We start from the raw sequence: 24195 nt of genomic DNA on the forward strand, positions 1-24195 counted from the left end.
GTTAGTGCCCAATCAGTTCTTTGGAGCTCTGTATGCTTTGTGACATGCCGAACAGCTTCCGCCCAGATCGCCCATCGCTGCTTTCAGGGCATCAACATCTTGACCTGCCGCAGCCTGCATCGCAACAGCGGCGTCTGCCATGGCCTGCCCTTTTGCACCCACGTCAGGGAAGTTCTCCCAGATCGCAGGAAATGCACGGGTGGTCGGATCGGACACATTGTCAGATCCCTGGGGCCACATCGCGGATTGGTCGATTTGTGTCAGAACAACAAGATTATTCGCGGCCCGAGTTGCGGCCTCGGCATCATAATCCACCTCTCCCTTGGCCATTCCGCCAAGTGTACCAAGATTGAAGGCATAGAGTTGCATGATTGAGGTACGAGCTTTCACAGCCGGATTTTCACTTTCATGGGCGATGGCTGTGCCAATTGCGGCTAATGACAAAAGACCTGCCGCGAATATTGAGAACTTCTTCTTCATGATGTGTCTCCCTGTTTAATGCTCCGAATGTTAACTTGAACGATTTTTCTTGTAATTGTTTGTTATTGGTCGTCACTTGTTAATTTATGAACAACGCAAACTGGGATGATATTCGGTACGCACTCGCCGTAAGCAAATACGGCTCACTCAATGCAGCTGCAGCGGCACTGGGCGTCACGCATGCGACCGTGTTGCGAAGGGTAGCCGCATTCGAAGAGCGCAATAGCTGTGTGATTTTCCAGAAAAGCCCTTCGGGATACTCTGCCCTGCCCGAGGCCAGAACTGTTCTGTCGGCTATGGAAAGCGTCGAAGATGCGGTGCTATCGGTCGAACGAGCGCTTGTAGGAGCAAACCGGTCTCCAGTAGGTCACGTACGTATCGCGTCAACTGACAGCCTTTGCCAGCTTGTCTTGCCCCAGATACTTAAAGAGATATCCCAGTTATACCCTGGCTTGGAGCTGACTTTATTGAGCGGCAACAGCCATCATGATTTATCGAGATTAACTGCGGACATCGCCGTAAGACCCTCCATAAAACTTGAAGAAGGGCTTGTTGGGGAACGCGCGGGTACGCTGTCATTTGGAGTTTTCGACGACGGCGGCACCAATCGAAAATGGTTGCGGCTTGATGGGGCATTGAGTCGTTCTCTTCCAGCAAAATGGCTTGCCGATCATGTCAGTGCGGATGAAATGACCAACGGAGCAGATAGCTTCTTAGTGCTTCAGCAGATGGCTGCATCTGGGGTGGGCAGAGCGTTTCTGCCCTTGTTCATCGGGAACGCGGACCCTCGGCTTCAGCTATCGAGCGAGATGGATCCTGGAATTGATGTTCCACTGTGGGTCGCGACACTTGATGAAATAGCACACACTCCGAGGTTTGCCATTGTACAACGAGCTTTGGTTGATCGCATAGCCAACAAAACACTCTGCCGCTGAGAACAACGGGAAGTCGCGCCCTCGCTCGGGCGGACTGTACGCTTTCAGGCCTTCAAGGGTTTCGTCCGGTGGCAGGAAGCGCGCGATCATTAAGGTTACTAACGTCGCAAAAGGCGCGGCTGACCTCTAAGGCAACCCCATTGTTCGCTGCCTGACCTACAAATCAGCTCTGATTTTCCGAAAGGGAAGTCAGATCAAACCAAACAGTCCGTCGGAGCCTGAACTGGAGGCGGTGGGTTAGTTTATGAAGCAAATGTCAAATTCAACTAATGTCTAACATTGGGGGCGTCTTCTGATGACGAACGTCCACCGCTTGTCTGGTCCAACTATGACGGTTAGGTCGGGTTCGCTTGACTTTAAACAACAGGAATGTGGGGAGACATATAGCTTTGCGATTCGATAGATATTAGTTTACTGATTTTATATGTTATTTTTCCTTAGAGGAGCGCAGACACTAACACTCGCAAGTCAAGGCATTTCCGATTAGTCAGCGCCCTTCTTAGAATTTCTCAGGTATTAGCTGCGTCTCGACCGATGAGCAAACGCGCTTCTCTCTGACATCCACTGTGGTTTGGGTGGGCCGGCGATCAGAGCCCGTACTAGGCCTTCGGCATCATCCATAGCCTCGCTCGTTTCGCAAATCGTGATGCCCAGGTCGTCTAAATTCGTTTTGTAGAGCTCCGAACAACGAGTCGTGTGGCGAGCTCTTCGGATTTAGGTGCCTGATCAGAAGCGATCCAATCGGCTAGCGCGTCTGCTGCTCGTTCACCCATCTTAGAAACAGGTAGATGCACGCTTGTCAGTGGCGGAACGGTCACGGACGAAATTGGAAGGTCGTCAACGCCCATCATAGAAATCTGGTCCGGGACGCTGATGTTTTGCGCTTGAAGACCAAGCAAAACCCCAAGCGCAACGACGTCAGATAGGCATAAAATTGCATCTGGTTTGGTGTTTAGACCGCCGAGGTGTTTTGCAACGTTTACTCCGCCCTGATGGCTGATCTCGGTTTCGAAGGTTGAAAGATTTCCAGCGAAGGGAAAGGTTGTAATGCCTGCAAGGCGAGCTCGTGTGCGATCATTGTCGTGAACCGGGCCATGTACGACAGCAATGTCCCGATGTCCGAGATCTGCAAGGTGCTGCAATGCAAGTTGCGCCGCGGCCGCGTTATCATACCCGATGGTCGGCAACGGGTTTTCGGGGTCAAAGAAAGACGTAATGATTGTTGGCAACATAGTGCGCTCGATCAGATCGAGCAGCGCGGCATTGTGTGTGGCTCCGGTGATAATCAGCCCCTCAGCTCCGATATCCAGCAGGCTTTTGGCTTTCTTGGCTTCGATATCCAGATTTGCCTCGGTGGTTGCTACGATCAGTGATAATTGGTGGTCCGACAGCTTGCGCTCTAGCGCCGCAAGAAAGCGGGCAAAGATCGCGTTGTCCAGAGTTGGGACCAATGCGCCGACAAATCTAGTGCGTCCGGAGTTGATCGCGCGCGCGGCCGCACTTGGGACAAATTTGAGGTCAGCGATGGTGGCTTGAACTTTTTCCAGAGTATCTTTCTTAACCACACTCGGTTCGTTCAACACGCGCGACACCGTCGCGACAGACACGCCCGCAGCCTTTGCTACATCTCTGAGATTTGCGCGTTTTTTAGACTCTGGGGCTTTTTGCATCGTAGGATTTGGTGTCCATTTCGCGGATTTCAGAGTAAAGAGTTGACATATGTAACTAGTTTCATCAACCTCTGTAACTAGTTACATTTTGGGAATTCAGCAGCGATATGCAGGGGTCATCCGTCTTACATGCGTTTACCAACTCGGGGTTTGACAGCCCTGGCCGCCTGTTTCCTGGGTTTCAAAACGCTTCTGACACCCGCATGCATATCCTTGCCCCACGTGAGGCTGTTCGACTGGTCGTAAAGCCCGGTGATTTGCTTTCGATAGAAGGGGTTGGTCCAGAGCAGGCACTGGATGTTGTGGCGTTCACCAATGATGGAAAGTCGGGACTGGCGGCGCTGAGTTTGACTGCAACCGGGCAGGTCAAATGGGACGATTTTGACAGTACACAGCTCCTGACCTGGGTTACGGCGCATGGCGGCAGTCGGCAGGTTCCCTGTCACATGCTGGACCATATACCCGAGCCGCTGATTCTCCGCGCAGACCGCACGGTTACTGTCTGGGTGATCCGTACAACCGCGGTCACAGGGTTGATTGAAGGCAGTACGACCGGGAACATCACAGTCTTGCACAAACCAGCAATGGTCAAAGGGCCGCCTTTGCCACCTTTGCTGGGTGATACACGGGACGAATTCACCGTGCAACGCGGCAGCGCTCTGGCCTATGAACTGAAGGCTGGAGAATTTGTTCAAATCATCGACATTGAAGGCCAGCAGTGTTCTGACTTCATGGCGCTGCGAACTGATGGGCTGGATCGTGGCCAGGAATGGATGATCGATTCAACTGCCACTCGGTCGATGGTGCGCCGTGCCTATCCCGGCCCCGGCTTGCTGGACAAATTCTTTGATCGTGAGATGCGCCCGCTGTTGAATGTGGTTCAGGATACCTGCGGTCGGCATGACACATTCGGGCTAGCCTGTACCGCTCGCGGGTATGAGGAGCGAGGGTTCCCCGGCCATCTGAACTGTTCGGATAATATGTCAAATGCCTTGGCCCCTTACGGCGTTTCACAGCGGGCTGCGTGGCCTGCAATCAACTTCTTCTGGAATACATGGATCGACCCGACGAACCATCACATTCTAACCGAGGAATCCCACTCGCGTCCCGGTGACTATGTCGCCATGCGCGCGCTTGAGGATCTGGTTTGCGTCTCGACCGCCTGCCCGGACGACATTGATCCCATCAATGGCTGGAACCCGACCGATGTGCATGTACGCATCTACCGCCCCGAAACGCCCATCCGCCGTGCGGTTGCCTATCGTGAAAAGGAAGACGCGCCCATGTCGATCAGTCAGGAGTCGGCCTTTCACGACCGTCTGGCCCCGTTAACCCAGCATTTCGCACCTGCGCGCGACCTATGGGCGCCCGTCAGTTACCCTGCCCACGGCACGTTGGGTGAATACTGGGCCTGTCGCGAGGCAGTGACTGTTCAGGACATGAGCGGGCTTCGCAAATTCGATATTGTCGGCCCGGATGCCGAGGCTCTGATGCAATTGGCCACCACGCGCAATGTGGCGAAGCTACCGGTCTGGCGCGGGTCTTATACATTGATGTGTGACGAGAGCGGCTCGGTGATCGACGATGGCACCCTGTTCCGACTTGCGCCCGAAATCTTCCGTTGGTGTTGCGGCACCGAGGAAAGCGGGCGCGCGTTGCAAGAACTGGCCGATGCGCGTGGCCTGCAAGTGCGGATCCATGCGTTGCGTGGAGCAATGCCCAACCTGGCCATTCAAGGGCCAAAGTCGCGCGAACTGCTACGCAAGATCGCCTTTACGCAACCGCATGTGCCAGGCTTGGATCATCTGAAATGGTTCGGCGTCACCGTCGCGCGGCTACGTGACCGCGAGGGTGCGCCGTTTATGCTGTCACGCTCGGGGTATACCGGTGAGTTGGGGTATGAGGTCTTCTGTTCCAAATCCGACGCCGTTGCGATCTGGGATGCGGTGATGGCGGCTGGGGAAGAGTTTGGGATCACGCCAATGGGCTCGGCCGCCCTGGACGTCATCCGGATAGAGGCGGGGCTGGCCGCGGCCAATGCCGAGTTTGCGCCGGGTGTCGATGCCTTTGAGGCTGGTCTTGGCTTCGCCGTCGATCTGACAAAAACCGAATTCACTGGAAAAGCCGCACTGGAACGCAACCTGCGCGAGCCACGTCGGGCGCTCAAAGGACTTTTAATCGGATGCGATGATGTGCCAGCGCACGGTGCACCCGTCTATACAGGTGAACGGCAAGTAGGTGTGGTAACGTCTGCCACCCGATCACCGACGCTGGAACACGCAATCGCAATGGCACGGTTATCCATCGAACACGCGGAAAACGGCACTCAACTTGAGATCGGTCAACTCGACGGGCGGATGAAACGACTGCGAGCCACCGTCTCGGATATTCCATTCATAGACCCGCAACGTAAGCGGGCGCGCGCCTGAAGGCGCATGCAACTCAACGCAACGGGAGAAAGTACATGAAAAAACTGAAACTTATTGCAACCTTGACCTTTGCTTTCGGCGCAACAACGGCGATGGCACAAGAAAAGGTTATGGTGGGCGAGCCCAGCTGGCCCGGTGCCAAAATAATGAGCCGTGTGATCGGCCAGATCATTGAGACCCGCTTGGGTGGAGAAGCTGGCTATGCCCCCGGAGCAAACGCGGTGATCTTTGCCGCCATGGATGGCGGTCGTGGTGACATCGACGTACACCCGGATGTTTGGCTGCCGAACCAGTCGTCCTTCACGGATGAATATGTCGATCAGAAAGGCACCGTAGGTTTATCCTCAGGCAGTTACGAAGGCCGCGCCGGGATTTGCGTGCCAAACTACATGGTCGAAGATCACAACATCCGTTCGATCTACGACCTGGCGACACCCGTCGCGCAAGAGCTGTTTGACTCCGATGGCGACGGCATGGGTGAGGTCTGGGTTGGTGCCTCGGGCTGGGCCTCGACCAACACGTTCAAGGTGCGGGTGCGGGATTATGGGATCGAGACATTTCTGACGCCGACCACCGAAGACGAAACCGTGTTCTATTCCCGTCTGAAAGATCAGATCGACCAGAAGAAAGGCGCGGCCTTCTACTGCTACGCGCCACACTACGTGCACGCCTTATATGATGTGACCATTCTGGAAGAGCCCGAGCACGACGCGGCCACCTACAAGATGGTTCAGCCCGATCAGGATGCCGATTGGTATAACAAATCCCATGTCAGCACGGGTGAACCGGTCAAAACCGTGACAGTGGCGCATTCGAAATCGCTGGAACAGCGCAACCCGGCAGCGGCCTCTTTCCTTGCCAATATCGACATGGATGCGGGAGAGCTAAGCGGTCTGACTTATGAAGTCGTAGTCAAGGGCCGTGACACGGATGAAGTCGTAGCCGAATGGATCGCCGCCAACGGCGATATCGTCGACGGTTGGCTGGGACTGACGACCAACTAAAGCCCATGCGCCCCTGACTATCGGGGGCGCGAACCAACACAATTCCAATGGGGCCAATATGACAGCGGAAATAGCAATCGACGCAAAAGGCGTGTGGAAAGTTTTCGGTACACGCTCGCAGGAGGCTTTGAACGCTATCCACAGCGAGGGCCTGAGCAAGGCCGAGGTGCTGGAACGCTTCAACTGCGTTGTCGGCGTGGCTGATGCCAGCTTTGAGATCGAACGAGGTGAACTGTTCTGCGTCATGGGCCTGTCGGGTTCGGGTAAATCGACCCTTGTGCGTCATGTGAACCGTCTGCTGGAGCCCACTGACGGGCATATCTATCTGGATGGCGAGGATGTGATGGGCCTGAACGATGAAGGTCTGCGCGATCTGCGTAACCGGCGCGTTGCGATGGTGTTCCAGAACTTTGGCTTGATGCCTCACCGCACAGTCCGCGACAATGTAGCAATGCCGCTGGAAATTCGCGGAACCGGAAAAGCACGCCGCTGGGAAGAGGCCGACCGGGTGCTGGAGCTGGTCGAGCTGAACGGTTGGGAAGACAAATACGCACATGAGCTGTCAGGCGGTATGCAACAACGCGTGGGACTGGCCCGTGCGATCGCTGCAGACCCTGAAATCCTTTTGATGGATGAGCCGTTCTCGGCCCTAGACCCGCTAATCCGCAAGCAGTTGCAGGATCAGTTCATGGACCTCAGTCACAAGCTGAACAAAACCACGATGTTTATCACCCACGACCTGGATGAAGCAATCCGCATCGGCCACCGCATCGCGATCATGAAGGACGGGCGCATCGTGCAGATCGGCACACCGGAAGAGATCATACTCAACCCCGCTGACGACTATGTGGCCGACTTTGTGGCGGGGATTTCGAAACTCAATATGATCTTCGCCCATGCGGTCATGAAACCGGTCGATGAGTTCGAGGCACATCACGGCGAACTCCCGGAGGATGCCAAAGAGGCTCACCCAGATATGGATCTGTCCGACCTGATGAACCTCTGCGTGGACGGACATGGAGTCGTAGCCGTGACGCAGGATGGCAAGACGGTAGGTGTTATTAACCGTGCGGGTTTGATCCGCGCAATTCAGGACAGTCAGGCGTAAGGGTAACGATATGAAACATGTTGATACGCAACAGATCCAACCGGAAACCGCCGACCGTCTGAATGGGCTAATAGGAGATTTTGTCGGTCAGGGGAACGCCTATTACCAGAAGACCTTCGCCTACATGATGCAGGCCCCAGGCTATCGCTTTACTTTAAACACAGCTGCAGCAATCCTCGGGCCGATCTGGTTTGGTGCACGCGGGCTGTGGTCGTGGTTTCTCGGGTTTTTGGTTTTGGAAACGCTGGCCTACATCCAGATCGGTCTGGGTTTGTTTGGTGATCTTGGGCGCGAGTTCCGCGAGCGGGCGATACAGATCGAGCAGACACTGGAGCTGCGCCGACAGCAGATTGCAGCGGCGGAGCAATCCGGGTCGACCACGTTGGAGTCGTTGAAACGCGCGGCGGAATCACTTGAAGGTGCTCTGGCTGGCGCGCAGGAGGCCGCACGCACAGCGGACTCTACCGGTGTCACGTATCTGATCATTGGGATCGCCCTTCTGCTGGCAGTCAAGTTTTTAGCTGCTTCGCTGGCCAACTGGACGCTTGAAGGTCAATTCGCGCGCTGGCGTTCAGACCCAAGTGTAGCCCATGGCTGGTCTATCTCTCGGCTGATTGTGGCAACGGCGTTGACCGCTGTGGTGGTGATCCTGTCTATGATCAAATTTGCACAACCGGACGCGGTGGCTGTGCTCAAGACCTTCCCAACCAACCGGGACTGGCGTCTGAACGTAGGCGATGGTGTGCAAGCGGTGTTCGAGTGGACCAAGACTGCCGGGCGCGGCTTCTTTGATGGGCTGACCTATGGTATGCGCACCCTGCTGGATTGGATCGAGGTTGTGCTGGTCGATACCCCCTGGCCGGTCGTAGCTTTGGTGATCATCATGCTGGCTTACCTGTCGGCTGGTCCCCGTGTGGCGATCTTCACCGGAGCCGCGCTGGCCTATCTAGGCCTGCTGGATTTTTGGGAAAAGGCGATGACTACAATCGCCCTGTTGGGCGCCGCGGCGCTGATTTCGATCACGCTGGGCATTCCATTGGGTATCTACTGCGCCCGTCGCCCACGTGCTTTTGCCATCGTGCGGCCCATTCTAGATTTCATGCAGTCAATGCCCTCCTTCGTCTACTTGATCCCGGTGGTGGCTTTTATTGGATCTGGAAAGCCTGCAGGCGTAGTTGCAACCATGATTTTCGGTAGCCCTCCGGTAATCCGCTTTACCGTACTTGGCCTGCAACAAGTCCCTGAAACTGTGCGGGAAGCCGCTTTGGCCTTTGGAGCAACGCCTCGTTACCTGCTATGGCGGGTAGACCTGCCCTTGGCGCACAAAACCATCATGGCAGGTGTGAACCAGACTATCCTGATGTCTCTGGCAATGGTTGTAGTCGCCTCGCTGATCGGAGCCAAGGGTTTGGGCGAGGACGTGCTAGAGGCACTGCAATACGCAGCGGCGGGACAAGGAATTCTGGCCGGTTTGGCAATCTTGTTCTGCGCGTTAATCTTAGATCGGATTGTGGCCGGACGAAAATAACAATTGTGGCAAACGCACGATCATCCGTCTGAAGTTCTAAGTGTGTTTTCAAAGCCAATTGGTAGAGGGCGCTGCCTGAAGAGCAATCCGATGCTTTGCCCATACCTCTCAAAAAAGGCTGAGAAACATCCGGTGCATTAATCTAAAGAAAAGTCCAATAGTGTCCTCGGATCAGTACCGGGTTACAACGACTGCGACCGCAGCGAACACCACACCAATCAAAAGAGCCTTTGTATTCATTGAAGAACGATCGGGCAGTTTAACCCGAAGAGATAGAGCTATAATCACGCCCCCCGTTAACCCGGTCGCGATTGAATAGAGCATGCTACTTTTGTCCGCGTTGAGACCGATCAATATGCCGACCGTAAGTGAAGCGACAAAATATGTACGTAGCCATCCAGACATATGCCCGGGGTGGGTTTTATATAGATAAATATTCACTCCAAATAAATGCAGCGAATAGGCCAACGTTCCTATGACGTACAGTTCAGGCGAAGTTGCGGTTGCTTGCATGACTGTAATGGCAAGCAAGCAGTTATAGGTTCCGAGTGCCACTGTATCCAAGCCAAGAGACAACCTGTTGTCGACCCCTATCTCGCGACCGGCTTCCAACAAGTAGTAAGCGAGAAATCCTAGCAGAGAGTAACCATACAGCGAGTATTCCCATTTCCCGGTTGCAGCTAAACCGGCTGACAATTCACCGATTTTTGGCAGCAAGAAAAGGAAAGCATAGCCAAGTCCGATCCCTGATGAAAAATCAGATAGCCAGCTTGCCGGGGCCGGGAATCTGCGGAAAAAAGACACGCAGAAGACGTGAACAGTACCGATGACTGCAATCGATGTTATCGCGAGGTATGTCGGCGCTTCGAACACGGCTAAGATCCAACGAACACATTACAAGCTGATGAGACACTCGTTGAGATCAAAAGCACAACCCAGAAAGTGAAGAAGGTGCGATAGCGGCTTTCTCAGAATGCCCACCGACTAGTTTTTTGAGTACCGATCGTACTGAACGATCAACGGCAGCTTTTGTCTGCTTAACAGCCAATTATTCAAGTTTGCCAAACACGTGCCTCGAGCCCATCGCGCCCAATGACTCAAGGTTTGCCAATGAAAAAGAAACACGGAAAGCGAGAATTACATGGTTGCAGGCGTGCCTTGAAACAAACACTTGTACAGGCGCTCGGCCTTGCCGAATTGAACCCGGTGCGTTCACAAGCGCATGGCCTTGTAACCCCCAAGAGAGCCTGGACCATGGATCTCTTTCGGAAGCCTTGGTGCCAGTGAGTTAAATAAACTCAGATCAAAACGTTATTTGGCCTCAAAAACCATCTCACCCTCGACGAACGTCATTAATATCTGCGTCTCACTGACCTCCGAGATCGAAATTTCAAATAGGTTGCGGTCAAGCACGATGAAATCGGCAAGCTTGCCGGTTTCGATTGAGCCAAGCTCTTCGTCCGCAAAATCCAAGTATGCAGAGTTGATTGTGCGGGCATCAATTGCCTGCTTCAGCGTGATCGCTTGGCCCACCGCAGGATCGGGTGGACTCGTGTCAGCCACAGGGTCGATACGGGTCACGGCCGCCTCTATCGATGCCAATGGGGTCTGCATGAACAACGGACCATCAGAAGCGATAACGACCCGTCCTCCGGCATCAGCCACAGAGCGCATTGGGAAAACCCTCTGCGCGCGTTCCGGGCCAACCACGCGGTTGACGACATCGTTGTGGGGGTTCGAAAACCATAGTACTGGCGAGAATTCCGGTGTCAGATCGAGTTCTACCAGTCTTGGCATGTCTTCTTCCGATATGAAAAACGAATGGGCAAGCTGGTAGCGGCCTTTCAGCTCGCCCAGTTGGTTTCGTGCGATTTCCATTGCGTCCAGAACAAGCCTAGCACCGCGATCACCCACAGTGTGGAAAACCATGCCTTTCATACCTTGTTCTTCAAACCGGATAATGTCGGCCACAAGTTCCTCTTCGGTGAAAAAGATTAGCCCATAGTCGCCCTGACCAGAAGCAAGAGGATCATACTTTGAAACCGCGTCAGATTGGGACTGTTCCGCTTTCGAGGCGTTCGTCAGGAAAGGTTCCAGCATCGCACCGGTTTCAGTCGGGATGCCATCGATATTGACCTTAATAAAGGTTGGGTCCAGCCGTGGCGCGATCAAGTCTTGAAACGTGTCGATTGCAGCACGTTGGTCTTCCACGGATTGATATGCCCGCGTCGGAGAATCGTAGGTCCACGCCACACTAACCCTGATCGGAAGCCCCTCGGTCGTTGCAAGCCGATGTAGCGCCTGCACATTTATCAATTCGCTATGCATGTTTCTGGCAGATGTCACACCCATTGAGGCAAGCAAGTGTAGCACGTCCCTTGCGCCATCAACGTGGGTTTCGATATCCAGCCCGCGTAGAAATGGCATCGCGTAAAGACCCATCGCGGCCTCTTTCATGTAGCCTGTTGCTTCTCCTGTTTCTGGATCCCGCACAATGATCCCGTTCCGTGGGTCCGGTGTATCGACATCAATACCGCTATCGATCATCGCCGGTGTATTCAGCACTGCCTCGTGCCCGGTTGCAGTGATAATATAGGCCGGAATATCAGAGACTGCCTCATCAAGCCAAGTAGTGTTCGGTTCTCCATCAAACAGCTCGTTGGCCAATCCAGATCCAAAAAGGTATTCGAGATCTGGGCGCGCAGCTACAAATTCGCGAATCAACTCCGCTGCCGCTTCCGGGTCGGCATCGCCCGGGAGTAGGATCACCTCGTCAGACAATGCCGCAGCAACGTACCAATTGCGGAAATGAACATGGATGTCATAAAGGCCCGCCAATACCATCGCACCCGCAAGGTCGATCGTTTCAGTCTCGCTCCCAGCCAGCGCAACGACTTCTTCTGCTGAACCGACAGCAATGAAACGTCCATCCTCAATCGCAAACGCCTGGGCCCATTCTTGTTCAGGGTCGACCGTATAGACCTGCGCATTGGTGTATATGGTGTCGGCGGTTTGAGCGTGTACTGCCGTCGTCGCAAGGGCGATTAATGCAACGGGCGCTAACAGGAAGCGAAATGAGAAGGCCATGGGGCTATCCAATCATTGTGCAAACATTGATCCTCGCCAACGCAGGGATTGGCTGAACGGGACCCTCAAGCAAGCTTCCGAGCAATGCGCGCGCGCCCATCTGATGCACAGCGTTGAATATCTTGATACTATTAGCAACTTAAATTACCGCGATTCAGTTCTGAAATTTACCCTTGCTTTGTCCGCAAGCGGGGCCTTCAGCTCCGGGTCGTCGAAGGTCAGCTTTCCTTAGCCTGACCGCTTTTTTTGCTTTCTTCTTTGATCTGAGAGCGGACATTAAAACAGTTAATCGCTAATAGCGGCAAAGTCTGCAAAGCTAGAATTGCAAGGCGCAGGTTTGAAGGCCTGGTTTGGGCTGCGGCGAGTTGCTGATCTTAAATCATCCCAAGATCCATCTCAGGCCTTCATCTTAAAGTTAGATGGCTGCTGCAATGGAGGGCGGCCGAGCATTTGCCAATCCTAACGGTGCTGAGTCGCAATTTCTCTAAAGCTTCCGTTATCGATGTTGAGCACAACAATCTAGGAGATGGCTTATGGAGTTATTGTTAGACCAACTTCTTCAGACAAACTCCTAAGTGTACCATCGTGACAATGCCAAAAGCGGAATATCCCCACAAACGGAAAATTGATGTTATATAGATAAATAGGAATATAAATTCTTGAGTTGTAGGTCATCGGCACCACCGCGCTATCTTGATTTAGGAGTTCCACATGCTTCGAGCTTTTGTTTGTTCTATCTCACTAGGGCTGACATCATCGTCTGTCCTTGCAGATGCTGTTCCAAGTGAAGAAGCCGCGGCAGGCTTGTTCTCAGATCAACCGTATTCCCCGTATGCCGAACGCACTTTCCCCGAGCGACCGCTGTGGGGAGACACGCATCTTCACACCGGGCTTTCGCTGGACGCAGGTGCTTTTGGGAACACTCTGTTGCCTGATGAAGCATGGCGTTTTGCAAAAGGTGAACAGGTTACTTCTTCAACGGGTCAACCAGTAAGACTGGCCCGGCCTTTGGACTGGATGGTTCTCACGGATCACACTGACCTAATGGGATTCGCCCCTGACCTTCAGGCTGGCAAGCCAGGCGTTCTTGCCGATCCGAAAGGTTTGGAATGGTACGAAGGTTACAAGGCAGGCGGCGAAGAGGCCGGCAAAGCGGCGTTCGATATCATCACCAATTTCTCGCAAATGACCCTGCCAGAAGTCCTTCTGGACTCCTACAGCCCGGGTGCTGACGCTTTTGCTTTTACATGGGAGCAAATCGTTCTGGCTGCGGAAGAACATAACGACCCCGGCAATTTCACGGCGTTCATAGGGTTCGAGTGGACTTCTGTACCCAAGGGCTTCAACCTGCACCGGAATGTTATGCTGCGCGATGGGCCCATCAGGGCGCTTCAGATGGTGCCGCCAGTCACGCAACCGCCATTTGGTGATACCGACCCAAGAACGCTGTATGCATGGCTAGATGACTATCAAGAAAAAACGGGTGGTCGCGCGGTAGCTTTCGCCCATAATGGCAACCTTTCGAACGGATGGATGTTCCCGACCGAAGACACCTATCACGGAGGCAAGGTCGACGAGGAATATGTGGCTGCCCGCGCAAAATGGGAACCCCATTACGAAGTCACTCAGATCAAGGGCGATGGCGAAGCGCACCCCTATCTGAGCCCCGACGACGAATTCGCGGATTACGAAAACTGGGACGTTGGCAACCTCGACATAACCGAGCTGAAAACCGATGACATGCTGGCCGGCGAGTACGCCCGAGAAGCCTTGAAGCGCGGTTTGTTGTTGGAAGAGAAGTTCGGCGTGAATCCATATAAGTTTGGCATGGGTGGCGCGACGGACAGCCATACGTCTCTGGCAACTGCTGAGGAAGACAACTTCTTCGGAAAATCCGTCAGCGTTGAACCTTCGGCCACGAGAATAAAGCATCCTTTCATCGCCAACGATCTTGGCGAAATTCCTGGCGACCTCCTTGTAGCTTCCGGGTACACGGCCGTTTGGGCGACCGACAATACTCGCGCTGCGATCTTCGATGCGTTCAAGCGGCGCGAAACCTACGCGAGCACTGGACCGCGGATTGGTCTACGGTTCTTTGGCGGATGGGATTTCCTCGACGCTGATGTCGAAACTCGCTTCCTTGCGGATGTGGGCTACACAAAAGGTGTTCCAATGGGTTCGGATCTGCGACCTCGCGAGGGTGAAGGTCCACCCACATTCCTGATCGCTGCTCTGCGCGACCCGGTCGGGGCCAACCTGGATCGTGTACAGGTGATAAAGGGATGGCTCGATTCCGAAGGTGCTTTGCAGGAAAACGTCTATGACGTGGCATGGTCGGACAACCGTGTTGCCGATCAAAACGGCAAGATCCCTGCGGTTGGGAATACCGTGGATCTGGAAACCGCCAGCTGGACCAATACAATTGGAACCGCCGAACTGGTAACCGTTTGGTCTGACCCTGATTTCGATCCAAATGCGCGGGCATTCTATTACGTACGTGCGCTCGAAATCCCAACCCCACGCTGGGTGTTGTACGACAAACTGAGGTTTGGTGCGGAGCTGCCAGAAGATGCGGTACTTACGCATCAGGAGCGCGCGTATTCCTCGCCGATTTGGTACACGCCTGCAGAGTGACCTTACTTCATGCAGATTTGGGGACCCAGGTCGCAATCACTAACTCGGGACGCTCTTATGATAAGCGGCGCGCCTTGAGTTGCAATTCCTTGTGTTATTCAACTGCCTGATGCCAGCATAAAACATAATGCCGTATCGCGTTTCACGCAGGAGCCTTCATGCGAATAGTGAAAGAACCTCTGTTCCATTTCTTCTTGATCGGAGCTGCCATATTCATTTGGTTCCACATAATATCACCAGATAACGACGCCGCTGCAGATCCGGAGACGATAACTATAAGCGAAAGTGATGCCGCGCTGTTAGCTTCACAGTTCGAAGCAAGGTGGAAACGCCAGCCAAGCGGTTCCGAGTTACAAGCTTTGGTCGACGCTTCAATTCGCGAAGAAGTATTAGTTAGGGAAGCAAGAAAACTTGGTTTAGAACGCGGAGATAGTGTGATCAGGTCGCGGCTGAGCCAAAAGATGGATTTTCTGACCGAAGCCATCGCCGCTTCAGTTATTCCAGAAGACGAAGATCTAGAGGCTTTCCTCCAACAAAACACGGACCGCTACGCGACACCCAACAAGGTCGCGTTCACTCAAGTTTTTCTTGGTGAAGGACCAAGTGAGACCGAGATTGAAAGGGCACTGGCCGCCTTGCGTGCGGAACAAGAGACTTCCGGCTTGGAAAGCGCGACACTGCTGCCTGCATCAATGCCCCTAACCGCGACACGGGTAATCGACTCGGTCTTTGGAACCGGATTTTCCAATGGTCTCGCCAATCTCGAAAAAGGTCAGTGGATGGGGCCGGTCCAATCAGGTTACGGCATCCATCTGGTGAAAGTGCTTGCCATTGAACCAAGCCGGATACCTCGCTTGCAAGAGATCCACAGTGTGGTGCTTCGTGATTGGCGTCGCGCCATGAGCGAAGATTTGGCGCAGGCGCAATACGAGGCTCTTGCCGACAATTATGAGATCACAGCACCCGATCTCACAGGTCAGGTCAAATGAACTTCTTCTTCAGCTTGATGTTTGCTCTGCTGTTCGCGTGGCCCACGGGGTACGCCAACGCGCATGCGCTTGATCCGGGATACTTGGAAATTCGACAAATCACTACGGACACTTGGAGTGTTCATTGGCGAAAACCAGATGTGTATGGTCAACCAATGGCGATTGATGCGGTGTTACCGGATGGCTGTACACCCACACACGGCCCTGACCCAATCTCCGATGGGCGAGCGTGGGTTTCTTCCTGGGTTGTCGAATGCCGTGCTGAGATCGCGGGCCAATCCATCGAGATCGACGGACTGGCAGCACAAAAGAACGACGTTTTGGTCCGTGTGCATCCTCTGCATGCCGAGCCTGCCACGCTTCGTTTCACCCCAGATGCTGCCATCCAAAACATACCTTTTGAACAGACAACATGGTCTGTTTTCATAGCTTATTTTCAGTTGGGTTATGAACACATACTAGAAGGCTGGGATCATCTGCTCTTCGTCTTCGCCCTATTTATTTTGGTCCCTGATCCGTGGAGACTGGCGGGAGCAATCACGGCATTCACCTTGGCACATTCAATAACACTGGCACTGGCAACGCTGGGATTTCTGAATGTCCCCGGCCCGCCGGTCGAGGCCGTCATTGCGCTTTCTATCGTTTTTTTGGCAATGGAAATTGTTAAGGGCGGTGACGGGCGTTTTCGACTTTCAAAACAAAAGCCCTGGATCGTTTGTTTCGGATTTGGGCTTTTGCACGGCCTTGGTTTTGCAGGCGCTTTGGCCGAGATAGGACTTCCCTCCAACGATATTCCTGCAGCCTTGTTTGCCTTCAACCTAGGCGTCGAAGCTGGTCAGTTGAGCTTTGTCGGAGCTTTGGCACTTCTTGTCGCGATCTGGCGATTGATGGCACGTCCAGTTAGCCAAAGGGCGACTGTGATTGCCGCTTATGGCATCGGGTCGGTATCGATGTACTGGCTCATAGAACGTTTAAGTGGGTTCTAAAGCGATTTACCTCGATGTCGTTGAGGTGGTAGATCGGCTCTAGTCGATTGCGAAGCGCGCAAATTGACCGGATGCAGGTGCAACCGCGCAGAATAGGTTGCGAAAAAAAGCCGACTTCATCGCATGCCCAACGTTAGTTTACCTAAGCGGCCATAGTTGCTACATATCCAAACTGTGGATCGGGTTTGGGCGTGGAGAACCTGCCGCGTTTGATGATTACCATGAGCCTTACTGGAGGGCGGCAAAATCACGGACATGGCCTGCTCCCGGAAATCATGAATACAAATCTCCGGGTGCTTATGGATACTATGATTATTGGCGAGAACGCGCAGGGCCAGATCGGAAGGGCTACTATGCGCTTCGATCAGGTAATTGGCCCCTGCTATCGCTAAATAGCGAGGCTGATGCGTCGCCTGGCTCTCCACAGGCAACCTGGTTGAACGAAATTATTACCGCAAACCCAGATGCTTGCATTGGTGCCTTTTATCACAAACCTGCCTACTCAACCGTCCCGAGGGGCGCTTCCTACGCAAAAGCACTTTGTAAAGTCCTGGCGGATTCCGGTGTTTTATTTGTATTATATGGGCATAACCATTTCTACGAGCACACCAAGCCGACGGATGGAAATGGGAGGCCCGCCAAGGGTGGCACTATGAACTTCATCTCAGGCGCTGGAGGGAATACAGAAACCGATCGAATAGAACCCGCCGCTTTTGCGGATCAGTTGATCACCAATGCTCCCGGCGTTTTGAAACTAGATTTTTCCAGCGACGAGGTGACTTGGACGTATGTAAATGGTGAGAAAGAAACCAAAGCCGATGCTGGCAAATTTGCATATGAAAAAGCACTTTGAGTGCGGACTTGTTAAACAACTAACGTTAGCCATTCTATTTGAATTCATGGTAATTGCGGTACGCATACTTCAGCCAGCACCTTCAAACCCGCTCGCTACAAATGGGATAAAACAAACGACAAGCGATGTTTAACGGGTTTAATTTGAAGCGATCTTTGGTTGAGTGGTCAGTTCCCCTGCGGACCAAGCAAACCATTACTTCAATCGCCGGATAGCGGTCGATGCCTACCAGGATCACGATTGGGCGAATGACCCCGGGAATGCTTTTGAAGTACATGACGGAGTTTGGTCTGGTCATTCCCAAACGCCATCTCGCGCCACGATCAAGCGTAGTTAATCTGACATAACCTTTCACTTGTGTTCTGCTAAGAAAGCCAATGCGTCTCTCTCGAAACGCGGCCACTCTGGGTCGTTGTCCGGCATGGCATGGTTAGAGCTTTCGTAGGCGATGAACTTCGCGTTGGGTAATCCCTTAGCGAACAGTCGCCCCTGATCGACCGGTTGCATCCTGTCTCCCGTCGCATGACAAACTAGGCACGGCACCTCAACCTTTGACAGTGTTTGCTGGATATCAATTTGGTCGATCACATCGCGATAACGTCCCATGTTTTCGGGCGAGATCATTTGGCTCATGTCTTTTGCATATTGCCGCCGGGCTTCTTGGCTCGCGCTAGGCACAATGATCTGCGCCATCAAATCGCGTAGAGACGGATACTCGTCGTCCCACCCTGCAGTCATCATCTGTTTCATAGCCAGAGCCCGCTCCACATCCTTCGGAGACTTACGTTTTGCTCGTCCTACTGGGAAACCACCGATCATAACAATTGCCGAGACACGGTCCGGTCGACGGGCTGCAAAGGCGGCGGCTACAGCAGACCCCTGTGAAATCGCAAGGATTGGCGCGCGCTTTAGACCAGCCGCGTCGTAAACGGTTTCCAAGTCATCAACGAACCTATCGAACGTGCAAGTTTCTGCATCCCAGTCAGAAAGACCGTTGAGCCGTGCATCAAATCGAATTAGTCGGTGATGTTGCGCAACCGAAGTGCAAATTGGAGCCACCGCAGGATTGCGCCAGTCCAGTTCTAGATGTCCAATCCAACTTGGTGCTTTAACAACCGGGGATCCGTCACCCACTACGCTCCAAGCCAGACTAATGCCGTCATCAGTTTGACAGTAGCAGATTTCTTGTGTTTTGGCGAAATCAACTCGTGACTTTGATACACCTTCATCAGTGAAATTAATCGACAATACCTCAATCGGCTGTGCAATACCTTTGAGTGTCCGCAGTCCCTCTCTGTGCAATCGGTTGGCATAATCCGACCCGGCAAGATCGCAGAGTACTTTTGAGACCAGAATGCCACCGGGTTCAGCTGCCGCTTGGAGACGTGCCGCAATGTTTACGCCGTCTCCGAAGATATCTTCACCGTCCACAGTGACATCGCCTACATGCAAGCCTGCTCTAAGCTGAATGCGTTCTGGAACCAAATATGGATGGTCTGGCTCTCTAAGGTGGGATTGAATCGCGATTGCCCCTTCGAGTGCGTGACTCGCTGACGGAAATTCTATTAGTGCCCCATCGCCAAGAAGTTTGACCACCCGGCCATGGTGCTGTCCAACGATTGGTGTCACCAAATCGCGGTACAGCGTGTTCAGTGTTTTGAGCAGTGCCTTTGAGCCACCCTGCATCATCCGACTGAAGCCGACGACGTCGAGAGACAGGATTGCAGCAAGGCGACGTTGGCTCATGGTTATTTCCCGCAAGATTGCTCGAAAACTCTACCACGCCCATAAGATGTTAGAATCGATAACTTGTCAGAAGGCGTGTTTTTTGCTTCGAGATTACCGTTCGCAAGGTCTCTAAAAGTCGGAAAATCGGAGATACAGTCACGTAAAGTGCCTGCAGATACGTCTTTTTGCGAAAGGCCGTTTTGTCCGAGTCTCTGTCCTTGCCTCGATCTTGCTGAGCTTACGCAGACGGAAGAAACGGACCTGAAAGACTGAAACCTCGAACCGGAGACAGCCAAGAACCGCATAGCGAAGACAGGCGTCATCAGACAGAAGCGCCCACATGACAGCAGTGAGCGCAAATCAGCTAAAAGAATGAGCAGGTACTCCATTTCTCGCCAAATTGCGGCGTCGCTATCGACTCAAGGCGTTCCATGATAAACTTAGCGAATTTAGTGGGGGAAAATCCCGATGGAGTACTACGACCTCGGCGACTACACTCGTAAGATTTCAACGTCGTCAGATAACGCTCAGAGATGGTTTGATCGGGGCTTGGCGTGGACATATGCCTATAATCACGAAGAGGCGATAGTTTGCTTTCAAAAGGCTCTTGCCGCCGACCCCGATTGTGCGATGGCGCATTGGGGCATCGCGTATTGCATCGGACCTAACTACAACAAGCCTTGGGAAACTTTTGAGGACGACGAGAAGCCCGACTGCATCGCATTGGCAAGTGCATCAATCGAAGCCGCTACCGCGCTTTTAGATCGATTGACACCAATTGAACGTGCCTTGATCGAGGCGATCCCATCCCGCTATCCGAGTTCGCCAGACGTAGAGGATTTCAGACCCTGGAATGATGCCTTTGCTACCGCAATGCGCAAAGTCCATGCCGAATTCAGCAATGATCTGGACGTGTGCGCCGTCCTTGCCGAGGCTATCATGAACCGGACGCCTTGGCAGCTTTGGGATTTACGGACCGGGAAGCCAGCCGAAGGCGCAGACACGCTTGAGGCAATTGGCGTGCTCGACACAGCGTTCTCCTCTCTTCCTGGCGCATGGGAACATGCTGGGCTTCTACACATGTATATCCATCTGATGGAAATGTCCCCACACCCCGAAAGGGCGCTGCGCCATGGCGATGCGCTCAGCACACTGATTCCGGACGCCGGGCACCTACTGCATATGCCTACTCATGTCGACGTTTTGTGCGGTGACTACATGAACGTGGTGCTTCGCAATCAAGCGGCCATCGTTGCCGACAGGAAGTTTCTGAAGCACGAAGGCCCCGACAACTTCTACTCCGTTTATCGCTGCCACAATTACCACTTCAAGATCTACGGGGCGATGTTCCTCGGACAACCGAGTGCAGCGATAGAAGCGGCGGAAGAATTGATTGCGACATTACCTGCGGAGACCCTTCGCCCCATGGCCGACTGGTTCGAAGGTTTCATCCCTATGAAGCAACATGTTCTGATCCGGTTCGGACGCTGGCAAGAGATACTCGATCAGGACCTGCCAGTGGATGAAGAGCTTTTCTGCGTCACTACCGCCATGATGCGGTACGCGCGAACCGTTGCCTTGGCGAACCAGCACAAGATCACTGAAGCCGATGGTGAAAAGGTAAAGTTTTATGAAGCTTTGGATCGGGTGCCTGAAACCAGAATGCTGTTCAACAACACGTGCCTCGACATCTTGAAGGTTGCTGAGCAAATGATGCTAGGTGAGCTAGCCTATCACAAGGGAGAGCACGAGAGCGCTTTCGAGCATCTTCGCAGATCGGTCGAGATTGATGATGCGCTGCCCTATGACGAACCCTGGGGTTGGATGCAGCCCACTCGGCATGCGCTCGGCGCTTTATTATTGGAGCAAGGCCATATGGTGGAAGCGGAAAGCGTCTATCGCGCCGACCTTGGTCTGGATGCAACGCTTAGCCGGGCCTGCCAGCACCCAGGCAATGTCTGGAGCTTGCACGGCTTGTACGAATGCCTGACTCGGCGCGGTGAAACGGTTGAAGCGCCCCAAATAAAACTACAACTGGACAAGGCCGCTGCCCGAGCCGAAGTGCCAATCAAAGCATCATGTTATTGCCGGCACAAGGCTTTGGCAGCCGAGTAATCGGCTGCCAGAAGGACAGTCTGAGTCAAAAGCAACATCTACTTTACCCGCAATGCGGGCTTCAAATCGAGTTGGCCGAACGGCCGCATAGAATCCAAAACTCTAAAACGCAGCGCCCTAGCCGATTGCCGCTATGCAGCAATATCGTTGACTCTGCTCTCTCGGGTGTCTTATCGCTGTTGTCATGATGAAATCGTTCTTTGCACTCCAGGACTATTATCCTCAGCTTCGATAGCTGCGGGTGCTTCATCATTAGTTTCCGCTGCCCCTGACAGCGGTCAACAAACAATCGACCTTGTGCCGGGCGGCAAATTTAAAGGTCGAAAAATGAACAACAACAGAAGAAATCAAAACACTTCACTAGGTATCGTGGGGTTTGGTGCGTTCGGACAGCTTGCAGCCCTTCATCTTAGCCAGCACTTCGAAATATCTGCTTACGATCCGTCCCCAGACGTTGCCAAGGCCGCAAAGCAACTCGGAGTACGTCTGTCATCATTATACTCAGTATCGCAGGCTGACGTGGTCCTCATTGCTGCACCAGTATCCTCATTTGAGCAAGTTGTCAGCGAGATCGCGGCTGCTTGTAAGCCCAGCGCGCTGATTGTTGATGTAGGCTCAGTAAAGGTAGTTCCCTCGGAAATCATGCGGCGGCGGCTACCGAACGATGTAGACATAATCGCGACCCACCCCTTGTTTGGTCCTCAGAGTGCTGCGACAGGTATTAAGGGTTTGAAAATTGCCGTCTGCCCCATTCAGGGAAGGCAACATGCCAGACTTGCTGCGTTTTTGCGCAAGACACTGGGTCTGACTGTCATCATGACAACTCCAGAAGATCACGACCAAGAAGCGGCAGTAGTCCAAGGGCTCACGCACCTCATCGCCAAAGTGCTTCTGCGAATGGGACCGCTGCCAACGCGCATGACCACGAAGAGTTTTGACATGCTGTCTGAGGCGATTTCCATGGTTCAGCACGATGCGCCAGAAGTATTCGAAGCGATTGAGAAGGCCAATCCCTACGCCGAGACCGTCCGACGACGGTTTTTTGATTTGGCCGCAAGTCTGAGTGTAGAGCTGGAGGCAGCATTTGATTACACCGCCAACAACAAAAACGGACGTTGAATACCTGTCGGATCTCGAACAACGCATAGTGAAAGCGTCGGGCGAACTGGCCTTTTTCTTTGAGGCCTTTCCAAAATGCATCCCGAAGGGTGACGGGTCCGCAATGCAAAACGGTTTTTCTACCATGTCTCTCGCGAAACCGAAAAAGGCCGATGCGTCGAAGCGGTCCACTTTGGATGTTTCGCGCAGGACAAAGGTTAGATTGTTGTAACGCGATGCGGCTTCTTACAGTTCATCAAGATGCACTGCTTTGCTCCTGCCTCGGACGGAGTAGATTCGCGTAACCGGGCCGCCCTCCGGCTGCAGCGCCCCCGCTATTGCGGAAAGCTTAGGACGCAAAGGTCAAATTCAACTGATGCCTAACGTTGGCAGCGCCTTCCGATGTCGAAAGTACCCTGCTTTTCTGGTCTGACTATGACGGTTGGATCAGGTTTGTGTGACATTCAACAGGAAAGTTGTGCGATACATAGTTTTACCCTCCAATGACACTTAAGTCATTGACTATTAGTCATTCGGTAATTCTTCGGCGTACAGGTTTTGCCGTTTGCGGCTCAAAAGCCTTCCACAACAAAGGTGCGTCTAGAAAGCCGTCACTACGTTAATTGCGGTGCAAGTTGGAGGAGCGTCCACGTCGAGCCATAGAACGAAATGAAGTCCGTCATCTGATCAAAAAATATTTACTCTTCAAGCCAGAAGACACCACGCGATGGGGTTTCAGAAGAAAATACAGTTTCAATTGAACCTGTTCAGATCATCAAACCATGTCCCGAGCTTAGATTGTGCCAAATTTTGGATTTCATCCTTCAATTCCGAAACCAATTTCAAGTATCAGCACTAGACTGTTACAGCCTGCAGCAACTCACCGCGTGTCACGTCTTCCCTGGTGCCGTTGCTTATGACTTCTCCTCGTCGCAACGCGATAAATCTGTCGGCAAGTTCATAGGCAAAGTCAAAGTATTGCTCCACTAGAATGATTGCTATTCCTCTCGTGGTTCTGAGGTGTCGGATGACTTCGCCTATCTGTTGGATGATGTTGGGCTGAATACCTTCGGTCGGCTCGTCCAACAGAAGCAGGCGTGGTCGTGTTATCAATGCCCGTGCAATCGCCAGCTGTTGCTGCTGACCGCCAGAAAGGTCACCTCCGCGACGGTTTTGCATCTGTTTGAGGACCGGGAACATATCAAATATATCACCTGGAATGAAATGTTCGCTGGCAGGCAGACAGGCATACCCCGTTTCAAGATTTTCGCGAACTGTGAGCAAAGGAAATATCTCACGACCTTGTGGGACATAGGCCACACCTTTCCACGCCATTTGATGAGCAGGCAGGACGCCCAGAATTTCCCCGTCCAGTTCCAGACTGCCGCCCGATCGCGGATGCGTACCTGATATTGCTTTCATAAGGCTGGTTTTCCCGACACCATTGGTCCCCATGACGCAAGTCACTTCACCTTGTCTGGCTTCCATGGAAATCCCGTTGAGGATTTGCGAATGCCCATAATGCAAAGTCAGTTCTGTTAGCTTCAGCAT

The 24195-nt window shown here is 53.2% G+C and carries 17 protein-coding genes; 11 read left to right on the plus strand and 6 right to left on the minus strand.

Annotated elements, in window-relative coordinates; translation table 11 throughout:
• Positions 1 to 12 precede the first annotated feature (12 nt).
• On the minus strand, positions 13 to 480 hold the full coding sequence (locus ACR0NE_RS16740) for a cytochrome c (RefSeq protein ID WP_170597578.1): 468 nt from the start codon (positions 478 to 480) through the stop codon (positions 13 to 15).
• 86 nt (positions 481 to 566) lie between these two features.
• Between ACR0NE_RS16740 and ACR0NE_RS16745 the strand changes: the two genes are divergently transcribed.
• On the plus strand, positions 567 to 1415 hold the full coding sequence (locus ACR0NE_RS16745) for a LysR family transcriptional regulator (RefSeq protein WP_170597580.1): 849 nt from the start codon (positions 567 to 569) through the stop codon (positions 1413 to 1415).
• A gap of 659 nt (positions 1416 to 2074) precedes the next feature.
• Here the strand turns inward: ACR0NE_RS16745 and ACR0NE_RS16750 are convergent.
• Positions 2075 to 3085, minus strand: coding sequence for a LacI family DNA-binding transcriptional regulator (locus ACR0NE_RS16750; protein WP_170597582.1), 1011 nt, complete (start codon positions 3083 to 3085; stop codon positions 2075 to 2077).
• Positions 3086 to 3288: 203 nt separating this feature from the next.
• Between ACR0NE_RS16750 and ACR0NE_RS16755 the strand changes: the two genes are divergently transcribed.
• The 4 genes from ACR0NE_RS16755 to ACR0NE_RS16770 are packed head-to-tail and all read left to right on the plus strand — an operon-like array spanning position 3289 to position 9154.
• A complete protein-coding gene (locus tag ACR0NE_RS16755; RefSeq protein WP_480459766.1) occupies positions 3289 to 5514 on the plus strand; it encodes a DUF1989 domain-containing protein in 2226 nt (741 codons plus the stop codon).
• A 35-nt stretch (positions 5515 to 5549) separates the two neighbouring features.
• Positions 5550 to 6518: an ABC transporter substrate-binding protein gene (locus ACR0NE_RS16760; RefSeq protein ID WP_170392767.1), complete on the plus strand. Its 969-nt coding sequence runs from the start codon at positions 5550 to 5552 to the stop codon at positions 6516 to 6518.
• Between the two features lie 58 nt (positions 6519 to 6576).
• A complete protein-coding gene (locus ACR0NE_RS16765) occupies positions 6577 to 7626 on the plus strand; it encodes a quaternary amine ABC transporter ATP-binding protein (RefSeq protein WP_170392768.1) in 1050 nt (349 codons plus the stop codon).
• A 10-nt stretch (positions 7627 to 7636) separates the two neighbouring features.
• Positions 7637 to 9154, plus strand: a complete 1518-nt coding sequence (locus tag ACR0NE_RS16770; protein WP_170392769.1) for an ABC transporter permease — start codon at positions 7637 to 7639, stop codon at positions 9152 to 9154.
• A gap of 171 nt (positions 9155 to 9325) precedes the next feature.
• Here the strand turns inward: ACR0NE_RS16770 and ACR0NE_RS16775 are convergent, their stop codons facing one another.
• The gene (locus ACR0NE_RS16775; RefSeq protein ID WP_170597587.1) at positions 9326 to 10027 is read right to left on the minus strand and encodes a hypothetical protein; all 702 of its coding nucleotides are present in this window, start codon (positions 10025 to 10027) and stop codon (positions 9326 to 9328) included.
• Between the two features lie 438 nt (positions 10028 to 10465).
• Positions 10466 to 12241 (minus strand): amidohydrolase, encoded by a 1776-nt coding sequence (locus ACR0NE_RS16780; RefSeq protein ID WP_170597589.1) that lies wholly within the window; start codon positions 12239 to 12241, stop codon positions 10466 to 10468.
• Between the two features lie 711 nt (positions 12242 to 12952).
• Between ACR0NE_RS16780 and ACR0NE_RS16785 the strand changes: the two genes are divergently transcribed.
• From ACR0NE_RS16785 to ACR0NE_RS16800, 4 genes are all read left to right on the plus strand, one after another.
• The gene (locus tag ACR0NE_RS16785; protein ID WP_170597591.1) at positions 12953 to 14875 is read left to right on the plus strand and encodes a DUF3604 domain-containing protein; all 1923 of its coding nucleotides are present in this window, start codon (positions 12953 to 12955) and stop codon (positions 14873 to 14875) included.
• 158 nt (positions 14876 to 15033) lie between these two features.
• Entirely contained in the window at positions 15034 to 15864 is an 831-nt protein-coding gene (locus ACR0NE_RS16790; protein ID WP_170597593.1) for a peptidyl-prolyl cis-trans isomerase, read from the plus strand.
• On the plus strand, positions 15861 to 16850 hold the full coding sequence (locus tag ACR0NE_RS16795) for a HupE/UreJ family protein (RefSeq protein ID WP_170597595.1): 990 nt from the start codon (positions 15861 to 15863) through the stop codon (positions 16848 to 16850). Before ACR0NE_RS16790 ends, ACR0NE_RS16795 begins: the two co-directional genes overlap by 4 nt.
• A gap of 97 nt (positions 16851 to 16947) precedes the next feature.
• The gene (locus tag ACR0NE_RS16800) at positions 16948 to 17703 is read left to right on the plus strand and encodes a metallophosphoesterase (protein WP_170597598.1); all 756 of its coding nucleotides are present in this window, start codon (positions 16948 to 16950) and stop codon (positions 17701 to 17703) included.
• Positions 17704 to 18054: 351 nt separating this feature from the next.
• Here ACR0NE_RS16800 and ACR0NE_RS16805 read toward each other — a convergent pair whose 3' ends face one another.
• Positions 18055 to 19449, minus strand: a complete 1395-nt coding sequence (locus ACR0NE_RS16805) for an alpha/beta fold hydrolase (protein WP_170597600.1) — start codon at positions 19447 to 19449, stop codon at positions 18055 to 18057.
• Between the two features lie 450 nt (positions 19450 to 19899).
• Between ACR0NE_RS16805 and ACR0NE_RS16810 the strand changes: the two genes are divergently transcribed.
• A complete protein-coding gene (locus ACR0NE_RS16810; RefSeq protein ID WP_170597602.1) occupies positions 19900 to 21546 on the plus strand; it encodes a hypothetical protein in 1647 nt (548 codons plus the stop codon).
• A 165-nt stretch (positions 21547 to 21711) separates the two neighbouring features.
• Positions 21712 to 22665 (plus strand): prephenate dehydrogenase/arogenate dehydrogenase family protein, encoded by a 954-nt coding sequence (locus ACR0NE_RS16815; RefSeq protein WP_480459769.1) that lies wholly within the window; start codon positions 21712 to 21714, stop codon positions 22663 to 22665.
• 834 nt (positions 22666 to 23499) lie between these two features.
• On the opposite strand, the gene urtE is transcribed toward ACR0NE_RS16815, so the two are convergent.
• Complete coding sequence (gene urtE, locus ACR0NE_RS16820) at positions 23500 to 24195, minus strand: urea ABC transporter ATP-binding subunit UrtE (protein ID WP_170597604.1); 696 nt, start codon at positions 24193 to 24195, stop codon at positions 23500 to 23502.

It is taken from the genome of Ruegeria sp. C9 (assembly GCF_056537585.1).